General features: G+C 34.4%; 14 protein-coding genes. 6 read left to right on the top strand and 8 right to left on the bottom strand.

Annotated elements, in window-relative coordinates:
• Window positions 1-29: 29 nt before the first annotated feature.
• Window positions 30-605: a hypothetical protein gene (locus tag EZM65_RS10140; RefSeq protein ID WP_136668450.1), complete on the top strand. Its 576-nt coding sequence runs from the start codon at window positions 30-32 to the stop codon at window positions 603-605.
• 61 nt (window positions 606-666) lie between these two features.
• Here EZM65_RS10140 and EZM65_RS10135 read toward each other — a convergent pair whose 3' ends face one another.
• Complete coding sequence (locus tag EZM65_RS10135; protein ID WP_136668449.1) at window positions 667-2,427, bottom strand: ABC transporter ATP-binding protein; 1,761 nt, start codon at window positions 2,425-2,427, stop codon at window positions 667-669.
• A 204-nt stretch (window positions 2,428-2,631) separates the two neighbouring features.
• Here EZM65_RS10135 and EZM65_RS10130 point away from each other — a divergent pair, with 204 nt between their 5' ends.
• The 3 genes from EZM65_RS10130 to EZM65_RS10120 are packed head-to-tail and all read left to right on the top strand — an operon-like array spanning window position 2,632 to window position 7,344.
• The gene (locus EZM65_RS10130; protein WP_136668448.1) at window positions 2,632-5,109 is read left to right on the top strand and encodes an XrtN system VIT domain-containing protein; all 2,478 of its coding nucleotides are present in this window, start codon (window positions 2,632-2,634) and stop codon (window positions 5,107-5,109) included.
• Window positions 5,110-6,339 (top strand): exosortase N, encoded by a 1,230-nt coding sequence (gene xrtN, locus EZM65_RS10125; RefSeq protein ID WP_136668447.1) that lies wholly within the window; start codon window positions 5,110-5,112, stop codon window positions 6,337-6,339.
• Window positions 6,340-6,381: 42 nt separating this feature from the next.
• Entirely contained in the window at window positions 6,382-7,344 is a 963-nt protein-coding gene (locus EZM65_RS10120; protein WP_136668446.1) for a GSCFA domain-containing protein, read from the top strand.
• Here the strand turns inward: EZM65_RS10120 and EZM65_RS10115 are convergent.
• Complete coding sequence (locus EZM65_RS10115) at window positions 7,333-7,731, bottom strand: hypothetical protein (protein WP_136668445.1); 399 nt, start codon at window positions 7,729-7,731, stop codon at window positions 7,333-7,335. The genes EZM65_RS10120 and EZM65_RS10115 overlap by 12 nt on opposite strands.
• A gap of 61 nt (window positions 7,732-7,792) precedes the next feature.
• Here EZM65_RS10115 and EZM65_RS10110 point away from each other — a divergent pair, with 61 nt between their 5' ends.
• Window positions 7,793-8,404 (top strand): DUF4230 domain-containing protein, encoded by a 612-nt coding sequence (locus EZM65_RS10110; RefSeq protein WP_136668444.1) that lies wholly within the window; start codon window positions 7,793-7,795, stop codon window positions 8,402-8,404.
• Between the two features lie 46 nt (window positions 8,405-8,450).
• Here the strand turns inward: EZM65_RS10110 and EZM65_RS10105 are convergent, their stop codons facing one another.
• The 6 genes from EZM65_RS10105 to EZM65_RS10080 form a co-directional block, all read right to left on the bottom strand.
• Window positions 8,451-8,759, bottom strand: a complete 309-nt coding sequence (locus EZM65_RS10105) for a rhodanese-like domain-containing protein (protein WP_136668443.1) — start codon at window positions 8,757-8,759, stop codon at window positions 8,451-8,453.
• 60 nt (window positions 8,760-8,819) lie between these two features.
• Window positions 8,820-10,577, bottom strand: a complete 1,758-nt coding sequence (locus EZM65_RS10100; RefSeq protein ID WP_136668442.1) for an aromatic amino acid hydroxylase — start codon at window positions 10,575-10,577, stop codon at window positions 8,820-8,822.
• Between the two features lie 64 nt (window positions 10,578-10,641).
• Entirely contained in the window at window positions 10,642-11,028 is a 387-nt protein-coding gene (locus EZM65_RS10095; RefSeq protein ID WP_136668441.1) for a group III truncated hemoglobin, read from the bottom strand.
• A 93-nt stretch (window positions 11,029-11,121) separates the two neighbouring features.
• Complete coding sequence (locus tag EZM65_RS10090; protein ID WP_136668440.1) at window positions 11,122-11,643, bottom strand: DUF4136 domain-containing protein; 522 nt, start codon at window positions 11,641-11,643, stop codon at window positions 11,122-11,124.
• Window positions 11,644-11,723: 80 nt separating this feature from the next.
• Window positions 11,724-13,709 (bottom strand): urocanate hydratase, encoded by a 1,986-nt coding sequence (locus tag EZM65_RS10085; RefSeq protein WP_136668439.1) that lies wholly within the window; start codon window positions 13,707-13,709, stop codon window positions 11,724-11,726.
• A 148-nt stretch (window positions 13,710-13,857) separates the two neighbouring features.
• A complete protein-coding gene (locus tag EZM65_RS10080; protein ID WP_136668438.1) occupies window positions 13,858-14,037 on the bottom strand; it encodes a DUF5522 domain-containing protein in 180 nt (59 codons plus the stop codon).
• A gap of 28 nt (window positions 14,038-14,065) precedes the next feature.
• Here EZM65_RS10080 and EZM65_RS10075 point away from each other — a divergent pair, with 28 nt between their 5' ends.
• Entirely contained in the window at window positions 14,066-14,392 is a 327-nt protein-coding gene (locus EZM65_RS10075) for a hypothetical protein (protein WP_136668437.1), read from the top strand.
• Window positions 14,393-14,488: the final 96 nt, after the last annotated feature.

The raw sequence follows: 14,488 nt of genomic DNA, 5'->3' as shown, positions 1-14,488 counted from the left end.
AGGGTTGTTAAATATAAAGTATAGTTTTTATGAAGTTTAAGTTTTTATTTTTAATTCTTTTTGTAATCAGTTCAGGCTATTCCCAAAGATTTAAAATTCTTGAAGGAGAGCTGGAAAATTTGAAGAATATCAATTCTTTCAATGCTGAATTCAATTATGAAAATATTGAGGTTCACGGTTTCAAGTCTGAAGAAGAGTTTTTAAAGGAAAAGATGGAAAAGCGTAATGCTGATCCTGGTAAAGCGGAAGAGTTTAGAGCCAATTGGTTTTCAAACAGAGAGAAATATTACAATCCGGCATTTATCGATTATTTTAATAAGTATTTTAAAAATCAGGAATGTAAAATTGCATCTGAAGCAGCTCATCTTATGAAAGTTAATCTGACATGGATTTATACGGGTTATGCAGTGGAACCTGCCAAGCTTTCTACTGTAATTGATTTTTATGATGTGAACAATCCGTCAAAAAAACTTTTGTCAATACAATTTGATAAAGTTATCGGTCTGGAAAAGAAGATGATTGCTGTTAATGAGCATGATAGAATAATAGGAGCTTTTGAAAAATTGGCTAAAAATTTAGCAATTCAGTTAAAGAGGTTCCATTAATATCAAATTAGTTTCCGAACCAATAAAAAATAAAAGCCTTTCACACGAAAGGCTTTTTACTTTACACAACAGCAGTACTTTTTCTCTCTCCAATCTGCTGTCTCCACATGGCGTAGTACAAGCCTTTGCGGTCCACCAGATCCTGATGTTTTCCCTGTTCTATGATTTTTCCTTTTTCCAACACAAAGATTTTGTCGGCATGCATAATGGTCGATAATCTGTGGGCAATTAAGACTGTAATCCTTTCCTGATTTGAAATCGATTTTATTGTTTCATTGATGGCTTCTTCGGTTATTGAATCCAATGCAGAAGTAGCTTCGTCAAAGATCAGCAGATTCGGATTTCTTAAAATAGCTCTGGCAATGGATAAACGTTGTTTTTCACCGCCTGAAACTTTTATGCCGCCTTCACCAATTGTGGTTTCCAAGCCGTTTTCAGCTCTGTTTATCAAATTTTGACAACTGGCCTGTTGTAAGGCGTTTATAAGCTCTTCGTCTGTCGCATCAGGTTTGACAAATAATAAATTTTCTTTAATAGTTCCGGAAAACAATTGTGCATCCTGTGTTACAAAACCCAGCTGCTTTCTCAGTTCCAGTAAATCGACTTCTTTTTCGTCAATATCGTTTAATGTGATAATTCCAGAAAGTGGTTTGTACAATCCTACTAGTAATTTTACCAAAGTTGTTTTACCAGAGCCAGAGGGGCCTACAAAGGCTACTGTTTCTCCTTTTTTAATTTCGAATGTGATATTCTCCACTGCTTTAAAAACTGCAGTTTGATGCTGAAAACTTACATTGTTGAAGCTTAATTTTTCAATTGTTCCTATTTTAGCCGGATTGGCCGGTTTGTATTCCGATTCTTTTTCCAGCAATTGTTTGAAATTATCCAAAGAAACTCTAGTTTCATTTTTGACGATAATGAACTGACTCATTTCCTGCAACGGATTGAAAATAAAGAAAGTGAAAAAAGTCATTGTCATTAGGTCACCTACTACAATTTCACCTTGAAATACAAAATAGTATAAAGTAAAAACGACTAAAGTCCGCATAAAATGCACTGTTGTTCCCTGAATAAAACTCAGACTTCGGATGTATCTTATTTTTTGTAATTCTAATTTTAATATTTTTAAAGTATTCAGATTTAATCGGGCTTCTTCCTGATGGGTTAAACCTAAACTTTTTACTAATTCAATGTTTCGTAAGCTTTCAGTAGTTGCTCCTGCCAGTGCGTTGGTCTGTTTTACAATTGATTTTGATACTTCTTTTATTTTCTTACCTAAATAGGAGCTTACATAGCCTATTATCGGAGCGGTTATGATGAAAATCAAAGCAATTTTAATGTCAATCCGGGCAATGTAAATAAAGACAAATACAAATCCGACTATGGTCTGGAATACTAAGGAAATAGATAGGTTGATCAGTTTTTCCGAATCAATTCTGACTTTTTGCAGTTTGTTTAAGGTTTCACCGCTTCGCTGGTCTTCAAACTGGGCAAAAGGTAAATCCAAGGATTTTTTAATTCCGTCAGTGTACATTGAGGCTCCGGTACGCTGAATGACAATGTTGGTAAAGTAGTCCTGAAAATTCTTGGTGATTCTCGAAATCATTGCAGTCAAAATGGAAAGACCAAGCCAAAACCCGACAGCCTTTACAAAGCCTAATTCGTTTCCTTTGTATTTGGCAATTTCCACACCGCAATCCTGCATCAGCCTACCGGTGATAACCGAGTCGCTTAAGCTGAAACATATGTTCAAGGCAGCCATTATCAGTGCAATGAATAATAATTTTTTATGCTCTTTAAGGTAATTGTATAGTATTTTCATTTTGCTTTTAGAATCTTGCCGTTGTTTGATAACCGAACAAAATTAAGGAATAAAAGAGTGAAGAAATCGTTAAAATTGTTCGAATCAAATACAATTTTGTAAATGATTTGTTAAGAATTTTTTTTATATTTTTTGAAAAAATCATTTGTAAAGTTGAAATAAATAATAACTTTGTTTTTCAAAGTACTTTTAAAAATATAAAATATGAGATTTTTAGAGAAAAAAGGAGTTTTTACAAGTTTGGCTGTCACTTTAATGAGCATGATTATTTTGATAATATCTTTAGTTGGTGTACGGCTGGAAATAAAGGGACTGGAAGGATTTGGTTTTTTGGCGGCAATTATAGAGATGATTTATGGAATCGTATTTTGCTTCAAAGTAATAAAGGATAAATCGGGATTTAATCATATTATTCCTTTTTTGTTCTTAAACTGGTTTATCGGCTGTTTTTCGATAAATGTTCTGATTTCAATTTTTGAGAACTTACCAATCTGGGTTTATGTTGTTACTTTTATTTTTTGTTTTTCTAATTTTCTTATTTATAATGACAGCAGGTATAAAATAATTACACCTCTTGTTTATTTTCTAAATGGAATTTCTTTTTTGATAATCATTTATTTTATGGTTTACCTTATTCCTTTTATGCCGGTTTCTTTGGTAGGTATTTTGGCAGTTGGTCTTGGGTTTTACGGTTTGGTACCGGCAATTGTAAGTTTTTGGCATAGTATAAATCTTTTTTATGCTATTACTATTGAAAAGAAAAATCTGCTGCAATTCGCTTCAGGTATTTTAGTGGGTATGGCGGGTATTGTTGTGTTTATTTTGGTTTTGCATTCAGAAAACCAAAAAATAAACAGTCATTTGATTACAAAGTCTTTCGATACAGATAATGATTTACCCGGTTATATTAAAGTGTCCCAAAATCTGAAACCTAATTTTTGCAATGAGATACTTCTTAAAAAAGATATCGTTTACATTCACAGTGATAATTTTTTTGAATTCAGAGGTTTGGACGATTTTGGTCATAAACAATATAATGAAAGAAAAACCCACAATCCAATCGTGAATGTTGCATTTTTATTTATGGATGATTATTCTTTAAGTGCTGACGAAAGGATAAATATACTAAAGTCAAATTTTGATAAACGATTGGAAACGGAAGAACAGTTGTGGAGCGGAAACGATTTGGTAACTAAAAATATAAAGGAAGACGTAAAAATATATGCCAACGAACGATTGGCTTATACCGAAATTACAATGGATATTGCTTGTGATGAAGATTCCTGGGGAAATAAAGAGGCAATCTATTCTTTTCAGCTCCCGGAAGGTTCTGTGGCTACCTCACTTTCATTATGGGTAAACGGAATTGAGCGTAAAGGTGTTTTAACAACAAAAGAGAAAGCTAAAGCGGCCTATAATCAAATTGTAGGGGTCGAAGCAAGAGACCCTTCATTAATGCAATGGAAAGAAGGGAATAGGGTTGTGGTACGTGTTTTTCCTGTCAGTAAAGATTTGCCAAGAACTTTTAAATGCGGTTTTACCACTCCATTGAAGATAGACGGCACTCAAATGGTTTACTCCAGCCTGAATATTAAAGGACCGAATATTTCCAACGCCGAAACATTGTCCAGAATGCAGATTGCAGGAAATGCAAAGTTTGAATCCAGTAAGCATTTTGAGTTGAAAAACAATTTTTATATCAACGAATCTACAGGACTGGATAGATGGGAAGCTGTATTGCCTTTAAACAACGAAGTTTTTGCCGGTTCTTTTGTCTGGAAAAATAAAATCTATGAAATCAAAAAAATGGAAAAAGAAACTATTTCATTTGAGCCAAGTGAAATTGTTTTGGATCTCAATGCTCATTGGGAAAAGAAAGAGCTGGAAACTATTTTAGGTAATTCCAATTTCAAATATTATGTTTTTATAAATAATGGGAAAATGGAAATAAACAAGAGGAATTACGCTTCTCTTTTTGATCAGTTTGAATCGCTGCAATATTCGTTAATCCCTTTTTATCTGTTAAATGAAAATAGTCTGGTGGTAACTAAAAATGGTAATCTTTCAGCAAATTTTGAGGAACTGGAAGAGTCTCCATACCTGAAAAAAGTCAGAGCTGAAACAAAACAGAAAAACATAAAAGTTATAGCGATTTCTTCTGATATAAATCCGTTCTGGCAAACAGTTAAAGAGCAAAAATATGTTGACTTTCTGCAAGCGAATCTTAATGATTGCGTTAAATTGATTGCTGAAAAACAATTTGTAATTATTAAAAGGAACGAAGGGAGGGTCAATCTTGAAGGTGCTGATGTTGCTATCGAGGAAAGAGTTGCTGAAATTAATGCTAAGAGTAATGGTGCAAGCCATATTTTCAGAATGTATGCTTTTGGCAGAATTTTAGATGAACAGATAAGAATTCAAAAGGATTCTTCAGCAAATAATAAATATGTTGATTTGGCTAAAGAAGCTAATATTGTATCTCCAATTTCATCATTGATAGTACTTGAAACAGATGAAGATTATCAAAATAACGGAATTGAAAAAAATGTAGATACTTTAGGTAACGCATCGATTAACAATGACGGGGCTGTCCCGGAGCCGTATGAATGGGTTATGATTATAGTGCTGGTGCTGACTCTTTTATTTTATTATAATAAGCAAAGAAATAAAATAACGCTTTAAATGAAATTCATTCTAGAAAATAAAAAAGCACTTGTAATTCTGATTTTGGCAATACTGATGATTGTGAATTATGAAGTGTTTTTTTTCGCTCTTGAAAACGATTTTTTAGGAGTGCTGCTTTCTATGGTTTTGTTTTTTGCCGGAGGAAGGGTTACCCGGCTAAAAGTTCATTATCCTCTTCTTCTGTTGCTGGTATTGTTTGAGTTTGTAAGTTACAGGCTGCATACAAAATCCCTTCATTTTATCTCTTTGTGTGTTGTTATATGTTTGGTGTATTACTTTTTTACTAAGAGATTTTCATTCATAGCTTTCATTTGTCTGTTGTTGTTTTCTTCTTTGTTCAATAAGTTTTTTGAGCATTTATCTGCAGAAATCAAACAGTCTTTATGCAAAGGAGTATATCTTACGCTTAGGAATATTATAAATATTGATAAGGCCGAAGGGGTTAATTTTTTTATCAATGGAGCTAAAGTGACGATTGACACGGCATGTATGGGTTTGTCTATGTTTAAAACAGGATTATTGGCTGCTGCCGTACTTCTTACGATGGAAGAAAAAAAGAATGGCAGTTATTATAGAATCAGCCAAATCCTGTTGTTTTGTTTTTTAGTCATATTGTTAAATGTAATTTCCAATTTTTTCAGAATTATTACTTTGGTTTTACTTGATTGCACACAGGAAAATTTCCTGCATCATACAGTTGGGTTAATCTGTTTTGTTCTGTATCAGATAATACCGATGCTTTTTTTAATCCGTTTTATTAAACCAAAGCAGGAGCAAAGCAAGGAATCTGGTCATTCCACTGGTTTTTATCCTGTTTTGGCAGCGTTTATTGTGGTTTTTATTACAAGTATGGAAATGAAAAATGAGCAAAATTTTAATTTACTGTATCGCATCAATCCGAAGTATGATATTAAAAATGGGAAATGGGTTAATGCCGAGGTTTTTAAAATTGCAGCACCCCAAAAGCTGACCTATATAAAAGCACCATCGCATAAACCATTGATTTGCTGGACGGGTGACGGCTATAAAATTTCAGAATCTGAAATTGTTGAAGTAAATGACTCTAAAGTCTGGTTTAATAAAATGGAAAAGAATAATCAGTATTACAAATCATATTGGTGGTATGAGTGCGGTGATAAAAAATACACTTCATTTATCTCAGTTATGCTGCAGAAATTGATTTATAACAGACCAGTGCGGTTGATTAATGAAGTTGAAATTGAATAAGAAAATCAAATTTTTGTAATTTTGATAAAAATATAGATTAAGATGCAGTTTAGAACCGAAGTTCCCGTTACTAAAAGTAATTTTCCAATGGATTATACATCCGGCATTATGCTTTTGGGTTCCTGTTTTGCTGAAAATATGGGAGATAAGTTTGAATACTTTAAGTTTCAGAATTCGGTAAATCCATTCGGTATAATTTTTAATCCGGTTTCCATTGAAAAGCTTATAAAAAGATGTGTTGATAAAACTTATTTCACTGAAAAGGATATTTTTTATCATAACGAAGCCTGGCATTGTTTTGAAGTACATTCAGAACTTTCGAATCTTGATAAAGATGAATTTTTACTGCACTTAAATGCTTTAATCGAATCAACAAATCAACAAATTAACAAATCAACTCATTTTATTATTACACTTGGTACAGTCTGGATATACAGAAATCTTGAGTCACATCAGATTGTAGCCAATTGCCATAAAGTAATGCAGAAGCATTTTATAAAAGAACTGCTTTCGGTTGAGGTTGTTGAAAAGAGTCTGCAAAATATTATTCAGTTGGTAACTTCTGTAAATGCTGATGCAAAATTTATTTTTACGGTGTCACCCGTACGTCATATAAAGGATGGTTTTGCCGAAAATCAGGTGAGTAAAGCAAATCTTTTAGTGGCGGTGTATAAAATTGTCAATTGTCAACAGTCAAACACAAACTACTTTCCAAGCTATGAAATCATGATGGATGAGCTTCGTGATTATCGTTTTTATGCCGAAGATATGCTGCATCCTAATCAGACTGCCATTGACTATATCTGGATTAAATTTTTTGAAAACTATGTCAAAGAAGAGGAATTTAAAACCATGCAGGAAGTGTGTGATATACAAAAAGCACTGCATCACAGACCGTTTAATCCCAACTCTGAAAGTCATCATAAATTTTTAAAATCAATTGACCGGAAAATTTCAGCAGTAAGGGAAAAGTTGCCTTTTGCAGTGTTTGATTCAGTTGTTTAGTCTTCTCTTGGGGTAAATGATTAAATAAAAGACAGCTAGAATAATTATTCCCAATCCAAAAGGGATTACGGCTAATTCTCTGCCTGTCAGGCTGTAAAATATTTTCTTTTCGTCAAAATGGAAAAATTCTGAACACATCCACCAGGAGTTGGCTATAATCCATAAAATTATAGCGAGATTATGATAAATTTCTGAAATATCCTCTTTGTCTTTTATTAAAATATAAATGCCGACAGCAAGTGTTGGGAAAGTCATAATCAAGGCTAAGGATTTAAATTCCAAACACCAGCTCAAATCTTTTAACAGCCAGAAAACAATGTGCAGGTTTTCGGTAAATCTGAGTTTCCTGTTTAATGGAAATGTATTTAAAACTTTATCTTTATTCATAAAACTATTCTGGTAGATGTTTTACAAGTTAAGAAAGTTACTTAAATTAGCATAAAAAAGCATGACGACTTTATATAAAAAGCTCTTTTACGGTTTACTTTTTTTGATACTTTTTTTCTTTGCGTTTAAATATTTTACCAATGACAAAGAAAGTACAACTGAATATAATTCCAATCTAATTCAGGAACAGATTAAAAGTGTAGGGAAACTGATCGTAACCGAAGGGCACTATTCACAGGTACTGACATTTAAAGATCAGGACAAATATTTTGGAGGATGGATTTCTTTTGATAAAAAAGCACTTGTAGTCGTTAATTCTGATGTTACGGTGGCTTATGATCTGCGTCAGATGAAATATGAAGTAGATGAGAAGAATGAAATTATCCGTATCGTTTCTATTCCAAAAGAAGAAATAAAAATAAGCCCGGATATTCAGTATTATGATATTGAACAGAGTAAGTTTAACGAATTTACCGGAGCTGATTTTAATGCAATTACTAAAAAGGTGAAGGCTGATCTGGCTAAAAAAATCGAAAAATCGTCATTAAAAACCAATGCACAAAACAGGCTGATCAGTGAATTGTCTAAAATTTTACTGGTAACCCATTCTGTAGGGTGGAAAGTTGAGTTTAAAGGACAGGAAATAACTTCAGAAAAGGATTTTAAATTATAGAATAAAGGCTGTTTTGACAGCCTTTATTCTTTGGGGTCTTTGGGAATTATAATTTGTTTGCTAAGCTATTCCAACCGCCTCCATTAATACATTCAATGCCGTTTTGTTTTAAAATTGAAGCAGCCTGACCACTTCTCATGCCACTAAGGCAGCAAGTGATTACGGGCTTGTTCAATTTTTTAATTTCATTTATTTTTCCTGAAATTGTATTCAAAGGAATGTTTTTGGAACCTTTAATGTTACCTGATGTAAATTCGCCTGCAGATCTTACATCAATAATTATTGCACCGCGTTCTATGAAATCTTTTATTTCGTTTGTTTTGTTGCCGAAGCCTAATAAATCTAAAATGCCCATACGTTTAATTTTAAATCAAAAGTACGGGCATTCAAAGTTTTTATCAGTGACTTATGTTACTTAAGCTGAAATTTTATCAAAAATTAAATCCAGACCATTTTTAATAAGATGTGATACATCCGGACGGCGGTGTTTGACAGCTTCTAAATGATTTAAAATTTTATCGGTTAAATCATTGTTGTGTCCGTTGTGTGCTATTTCTGCAATTTCAACTGAAAGCAGCCAGTCATTCGGGTGATTTGCTGATACAGCTGCAAAAGCTTCTTTAAGGGTTATGGTGGCATTTTTTCCTTCTCTTATCAAACGCACATTGTTATAAAGATTTTCCAATTCTTCACGCTCAGCAGATTTTTTCTGTTTTATCGTTTTTGAAGACGGAACGTGACTTATCATGTCAAAGCTGTTTATATCAGCCGGTCCTGAAAAAGCCGAAATAATTTCTTTTCCTACTGCCATGTCATAAATGCCCCATTCCGGTTGGAATAAAACGTTGTCACCATGGGTGACAGTACAATTTTTAAACTTGATCAAAAGAATCTTTCCTTGAATATTTCTTGTTCCCGTAATGATTTCGCCGGTTACTTTTATATCGCCTTCAAATTCCAAAGTTACAGTTTCACCTTCATAGATGCCGTAAGCTTTTAAATCACGCGGACTCATGTCTTCAATAGACAGATTTATTCCTTTTAATTTTCCTATCGGGGAGCCAAAGCCTTCTGCATGATATTGAGTGCCATGACCCACTAATTCTTTTTCTCTGCTTGATAAAGCTGTTTTTCCTGTCGTTTGAATATAAACAGGTTTTCCTTCATGTTCAATAACATTTGTGAAAACACCTGAAATTTGTAAGCCGGTACTTAATTCAACAGTTCCTAATGCTTTTGAATTAATTAGTTTTTTTGCGCCTGAAATCCCTCCTGTGCGCAATGCCATGGTATTGGCAAATTGTTCCAAAACCAGACTTAAATGAGAAAAATCGGGAGTTACATAAAGCTGCGGTTGTGGTTTTGTAATGTCAAAACTTTGGTCGGCAGCTGAAATGTCATAAGGTATTTTCTTTACATTATCAGTCATGCACCATTCGCTTTCACCAATAGATGAAAGCAATCCGGCACCGTAAATTTTAGGATTGTACGGTGTCCCTATTAATCCATATTCTACTGTCCACCAGTGCAGGTTTCTGATTTTTGACATTTCAGAAAATTCGCCCATGTTGTTTTGAAGAAAATCTACCTGAGCTTCCGCTTTTTTGATTTCCTCTTCCGGAGTGTCTTCTGCTTCTTTTAAAATTGAAAGCAGGCGGATAGCTTCATACATTTCGTAATCTCTGGCCGAAGAAATGGCTTTACAGCCTATTTCGCCAAAACGACGTAAATACTCAGCATATTCCGGGTTTGCAATAATAGGAGCGTGGCCGGCACCTTCGTGTATGATGTCGGGAGCCGGCGTATATTCTATATGTTCTAACTGACGAATGTCAGAAGCTATTACAAGTACATTATAAGCCTGGAACTCCATGAAAGCACTTGGCGGAATAAATCCGTCAACCGCAACTGCAGCCCAGCCGATTTCTTTTAGAATACGGTTCATGCCATACATGTTAGGTATGGAATCAACTTCCAATCCTGTTTTTTTAAGACCGTCCAAATAAGAATCGTGTGCTACTTTTGAAAGATAATCCACATTTTTACGCATAACATAACGCCACACCGCTTGGTTAATAGGAGTGTAGTCCTCATAATTCTGCGGAATGATAAATTGTTTTAAATGTTTTGGTAATCTGTCAATTAAAGGATTACTTTCAAAATGAGTTTCCATAAGTTTGTTTGTTGTGTAGGCAAATTTAAAAAATCTAAACCGCAATTAAAAAATAACTGGAGTTTTATATTAAAGGCTTTTGACCGCTGGCTCTGAAATATTCAATCTTGTAGTTGAACATTTCGGCCATTTTACCGGCACGCCATTTCGCTTCGGTTGCAATATTGCCTTCAAATAATGAATCAACGGTTTCTTCAAATAGTTTCATCCACCGCTCAAAATGTATTTTTTCTAAGGGCATTTTTGCATGAGGTGGAAACGGGCTTCCGGAATAGGAATGAACATCCAGTAAAACAGTTTGCCAGAAACCATACATTTTTTCTAAATGAACAGGCCATTTGTCTTGAATGACTCCATTGAAAATTGGTCCTATTAATGTGTCGACTCTTACTTTGTCATAAAAAGTGTTGACCATTAATTTTATATCTTCTAGATTTTGAATGTCTTTCATTTGGTGAATTTTAAGCAAAATTACGACATCGGGTTTTTAAAAAAATGATAAATGTTAGTTAAATGAAAAATGCTCCTTTTTAGGAGCATTTTTTTATTTTTTAGATTGTGGAGGATATTTTTCGAGAATTTTTGTAACAAATTCTTTTACACGTTCCTCTTTTTTATCAACATCATCTGTAAGATATCCTGAACCTTTTCCCTGCCAAACCAGTTCTTTTGTTTTAGCATCAATAATATCAATGATCAGTGTTCCTTCGGTAGTAGTTACGGGTCTGGAATAATTAAATCCCCACCAAGGATTCCATCCCCAGCTCATGCCAAAATTATTATAGTAATCCACACGTTCTCTTTCTTTGGTGAAAAAACTAATTAATATGTCGGCATTTTCTGATTTTGAAAAACCTTTAGTTGCCATAACGTCGTCCAGTGCATATAAGATTCTTTTTTTGTCTAAATCAGAAATTTCAGCTTTGTCAATACCGCTTTTTAAATAGGCAAAAGATTTGTAATTACTGAAATTAGCTCTTTTGTCATAATCAGCATTGACAGATACAGAACTGCACGCTGTTAAAAACAGTATGCTGAAAAGAGAAAGTAATTTTAGAGTTTTCATAATCTTCCGGTTAGAGTTTTATAAAATTACATCAAAAAACATACCAAAACAACTTTATTTTACTGAAAAACAACGTGTTATTAAAACAGCTTTTCGTCTACTAAATTAGGCAGCGTTACTTTTAATAAAGGTTCTTGTTCCATAGCACGTTTAATTGCAAAAACAGCTCCCTCGTTTCTTGCCCAGCTACGACGCGAAATACCATTGTTTACATCCCAGAAAAGCATCGATTTTAATCTTCTTGCTGCATCGTCAGAACCATCAAGCAACATTCCAAAACCTCCATTGATAACTTCTCCCCAGCCTACGCCACCGCCATTGTGTATGGAAACCCAGGTAGCACCACGGAAACTGTCACCAATTACGTTATGGATGGCCATATCGGCTGTGAAACGGGAACCATCGTAGATGTTTGAAGTTTCACGATAAGGTGAATCGGTGCCGGAAACATCATGGTGATCACGACCCAGAACCACCGGGCCTATTTTACCGTCAGCAATTGCCTGATTGAAAGCTTGTGCTATTTTAATGCGGCCTTCAGCGTCAGCATATAGAATTCGGGCTTGTGAGCCTACAACCAATTTATTTTGCTGTGCTCCTTTAATCCATTGGATATTGTCAGCCATTTGTTGTTGGATTTCTTCTGGTGAATTTTTCATCATTTCTTCCAAAACAGCGCAAGCAATATTGTCAGTTTTTTGTAAATCTTCAGGATTTCCTGACGCACATACCCAGCGGAACGGACCAAAACCGTAATCAAAGCACATTGGTCCCATAATATCCTGAACATAAGAAGGGTACTTGAATTCTCTTCCTAATGTAGGATTTTCAGCCATGACATCAGCTCCAGCTCTCGATGCTTCTAATAAAAATGCATTTCCGTAATCGAAGAAATAGGTTCCTTTCGCTGTATGTTTGTTGATTGCATCCGCATGACGACGCAACGTTTTTTGAACTTCAATCTTAAATTGTTCAGGATTGGTAGCCATCATTTCGTTAGCTTCTTCAAACGAAATGCCAACAGGGTAATAACCACCTGCCCAAGGGTTATGAAGCGAAGTTTGATCAGAACCTAAATCTATATGAAGATTTTCTTCGGCAAACTTTTCCCAAACATCAACTACGTTTCCTAAATAGGCTAATGAAACTATTTCTTTTGCTTCTAAAGCTTTACGGACACGGGCAATTAATCCGTTCATGTCTTCATGGATTTCATGAATCCAGCCTTGCTCGTGACGTATTTTGGTGATTTTTGGATTTACTTCGGCACATACCGTAACACATCCGGCAATTGTTCCTGCTTTTGGCTGTGCTCCACTCATTCCGCCTAAACCGGAAGTCACAAATAATCCTCCTGAAGGATTCTTTTTAATTTTTCTAAAGCCGTTTAAAACAGTAATTGTAGTACCATGAACAATCCCTTGGGGACCTATGTACATATAACTTCCGGCGGTCATTTGACCATACTGGGTAACACCTAAGGCATTGAATTTTTCCCAATCATCCGGTTTGGAATAATTAGGGATCATCATACCGTTGGTTACAACAACTCTTGGAGCGTCTTTATGTGATGGGAATAAGCCCATTGGATGACCTGAATACATAACCAAAGTCTGTTCGTCAGTCATTTCGGCTAAGTATTTCAGGGTTAAGCGGTACTGTGCCCAGTTGCTGAAAACCCCTCCGTTACCACCGTAGGTGATTAATTCATGTGGATGTTGTGCTACTGCATAATCCAAATTGTTTTGAATCATTAACATGATGGCTTTAGCTTGTATGCTCTTTCCGGGATAATCTGAAATCGGACGCGCTTTCATTTCGTAATCAGGGCGAAGACGATACATGTAAATACGTCCGTATTTTTCTAATTCTTCCTTGAATTCAGGAAGCAATTCCGCATGAAGATGAGGTTCAAAATAGCGTAATGCATTTTGCAAAGCCAGTTTTTTCTCTTCGTCTGTTAATATTTCTTTACGCTTAGGAGCGTGATTTATCTGAACCTCGTAAGGTTTTGCCTGTGGTAAAATTGAAGGAATGCCTTCTAATATTTGTTCTTGAAATGTCATTTTTGTGTATTTGGTTATTCATTTGTATAATCATTAAAAAAGAAATGACTACTAAGGATAACGAATATCCGACCTGTGGTAGGATTTGTGAATTTTGACTTTATAGTTTAGTAAATGGATGTCCATTTTAGATGTGTTGTAAGATTGTTTATTTTTTATCTATTTGTCCTGTTTTTTTGTTAAAGCCATAAGGGCAGTGTCGGCAGCCGCTTTTGCAGCAATAACCTCTTTTGAGATGATACTTTTCGGTGAAACATTTATAACCTTCAGGAGTGTAATAAAAATCTTCGCCTTCTTTTAAATTATTTGGATTTAAAATGTCATTCATGTTCGCAAATTTATCAAATTTGTAGCATATGATTTTTGTAGTATTCAAATATTTAACACCAAAAGGGTTTAGGGGGATTACTTTTTATCCATTTGTCTTTTTGGTTAATAAAATGGATAAAGAAAATCCTTCTTTTGTAAACCATGAAAAAATTCATATCCGCCAGCAATTAGAGATGTTTATACTGCCTTTTTTTGTTTGGTATGGCGTTGAGTTTGTGTTGCGTTGGGTTCAATTTAAAAATAGGAAAAAAGCATATTATAATATTTCTTTTGAACGTGAGGCTTATCAAAATGAAAAAGACCTTTACTATTTAAAGCAAAGGTCTTTTTGGAATTTTCTTAAATATATTTAAAAAATCACTTTTTTAGTGACTACAGCATCATTTTCCAATGTCACTTTTACAAGTATTGCTGTATTTGTATTTCTAAGATTTACAGCATTGTATTCT

This window comes from Flavobacterium sp. H122 (assembly GCF_004959765.1).
Taxonomy (GTDB): Bacteria; Bacteroidota; Bacteroidia; order Flavobacteriales; family Flavobacteriaceae; genus Flavobacterium.
Note: the sequence above shows the minus strand (reverse complement) of the source record. Positions and strands in the feature narration are given on the sequence as shown.

What these genes read in the sequence shown, in the direction of transcription:
- EZM65_RS10140 (WP_136668450.1), top strand. Translation starts at nt 30, where the DNA reads ATGAAGTTTAAGTTTTTATTTTTAATTCTTTTTGTAATCAGTTCAGGC.
- EZM65_RS10135 (WP_136668449.1), bottom strand. Translation starts at nt 2,427, where the DNA reads ATGAAAATACTATACAATTACCTTAAAGAGCATAAAAAATTATTATTC.
- EZM65_RS10130 (WP_136668448.1), top strand. Translation starts at nt 2,632, where the DNA reads ATGAGATTTTTAGAGAAAAAAGGAGTTTTTACAAGTTTGGCTGTCACT.
- xrtN (WP_136668447.1), top strand. Translation starts at nt 5,110, where the DNA reads ATGAAATTCATTCTAGAAAATAAAAAAGCACTTGTAATTCTGATTTTG.
- EZM65_RS10120 (WP_136668446.1), top strand. Translation starts at nt 6,382, where the DNA reads ATGCAGTTTAGAACCGAAGTTCCCGTTACTAAAAGTAATTTTCCAATG.
- EZM65_RS10115 (WP_136668445.1), bottom strand. Translation starts at nt 7,731, where the DNA reads ATGAATAAAGATAAAGTTTTAAATACATTTCCATTAAACAGGAAACTC.
- EZM65_RS10110 (WP_136668444.1), top strand. Translation starts at nt 7,793, where the DNA reads ATGACGACTTTATATAAAAAGCTCTTTTACGGTTTACTTTTTTTGATA.
- EZM65_RS10105 (WP_136668443.1), bottom strand. Translation starts at nt 8,759, where the DNA reads ATGGGCATTTTAGATTTATTAGGCTTCGGCAACAAAACAAACGAAATA.
- EZM65_RS10100 (WP_136668442.1), bottom strand. Translation starts at nt 10,577, where the DNA reads ATGGAAACTCATTTTGAAAGTAATCCTTTAATTGACAGATTACCAAAA.
- EZM65_RS10095 (WP_136668441.1), bottom strand. Translation starts at nt 11,028, where the DNA reads ATGAAAGACATTCAAAATCTAGAAGATATAAAATTAATGGTCAACACT.
- EZM65_RS10090 (WP_136668440.1), bottom strand. Translation starts at nt 11,643, where the DNA reads ATGAAAACTCTAAAATTACTTTCTCTTTTCAGCATACTGTTTTTAACA.
- EZM65_RS10085 (WP_136668439.1), bottom strand. Translation starts at nt 13,709, where the DNA reads ATGACATTTCAAGAACAAATATTAGAAGGCATTCCTTCAATTTTACCA.
- EZM65_RS10080 (WP_136668438.1), bottom strand. Translation starts at nt 14,037, where the DNA reads ATGAATGACATTTTAAATCCAAATAATTTAAAAGAAGGCGAAGATTTT.
- EZM65_RS10075 (WP_136668437.1), top strand. Translation starts at nt 14,066, where the DNA reads ATGATTTTTGTAGTATTCAAATATTTAACACCAAAAGGGTTTAGGGGG.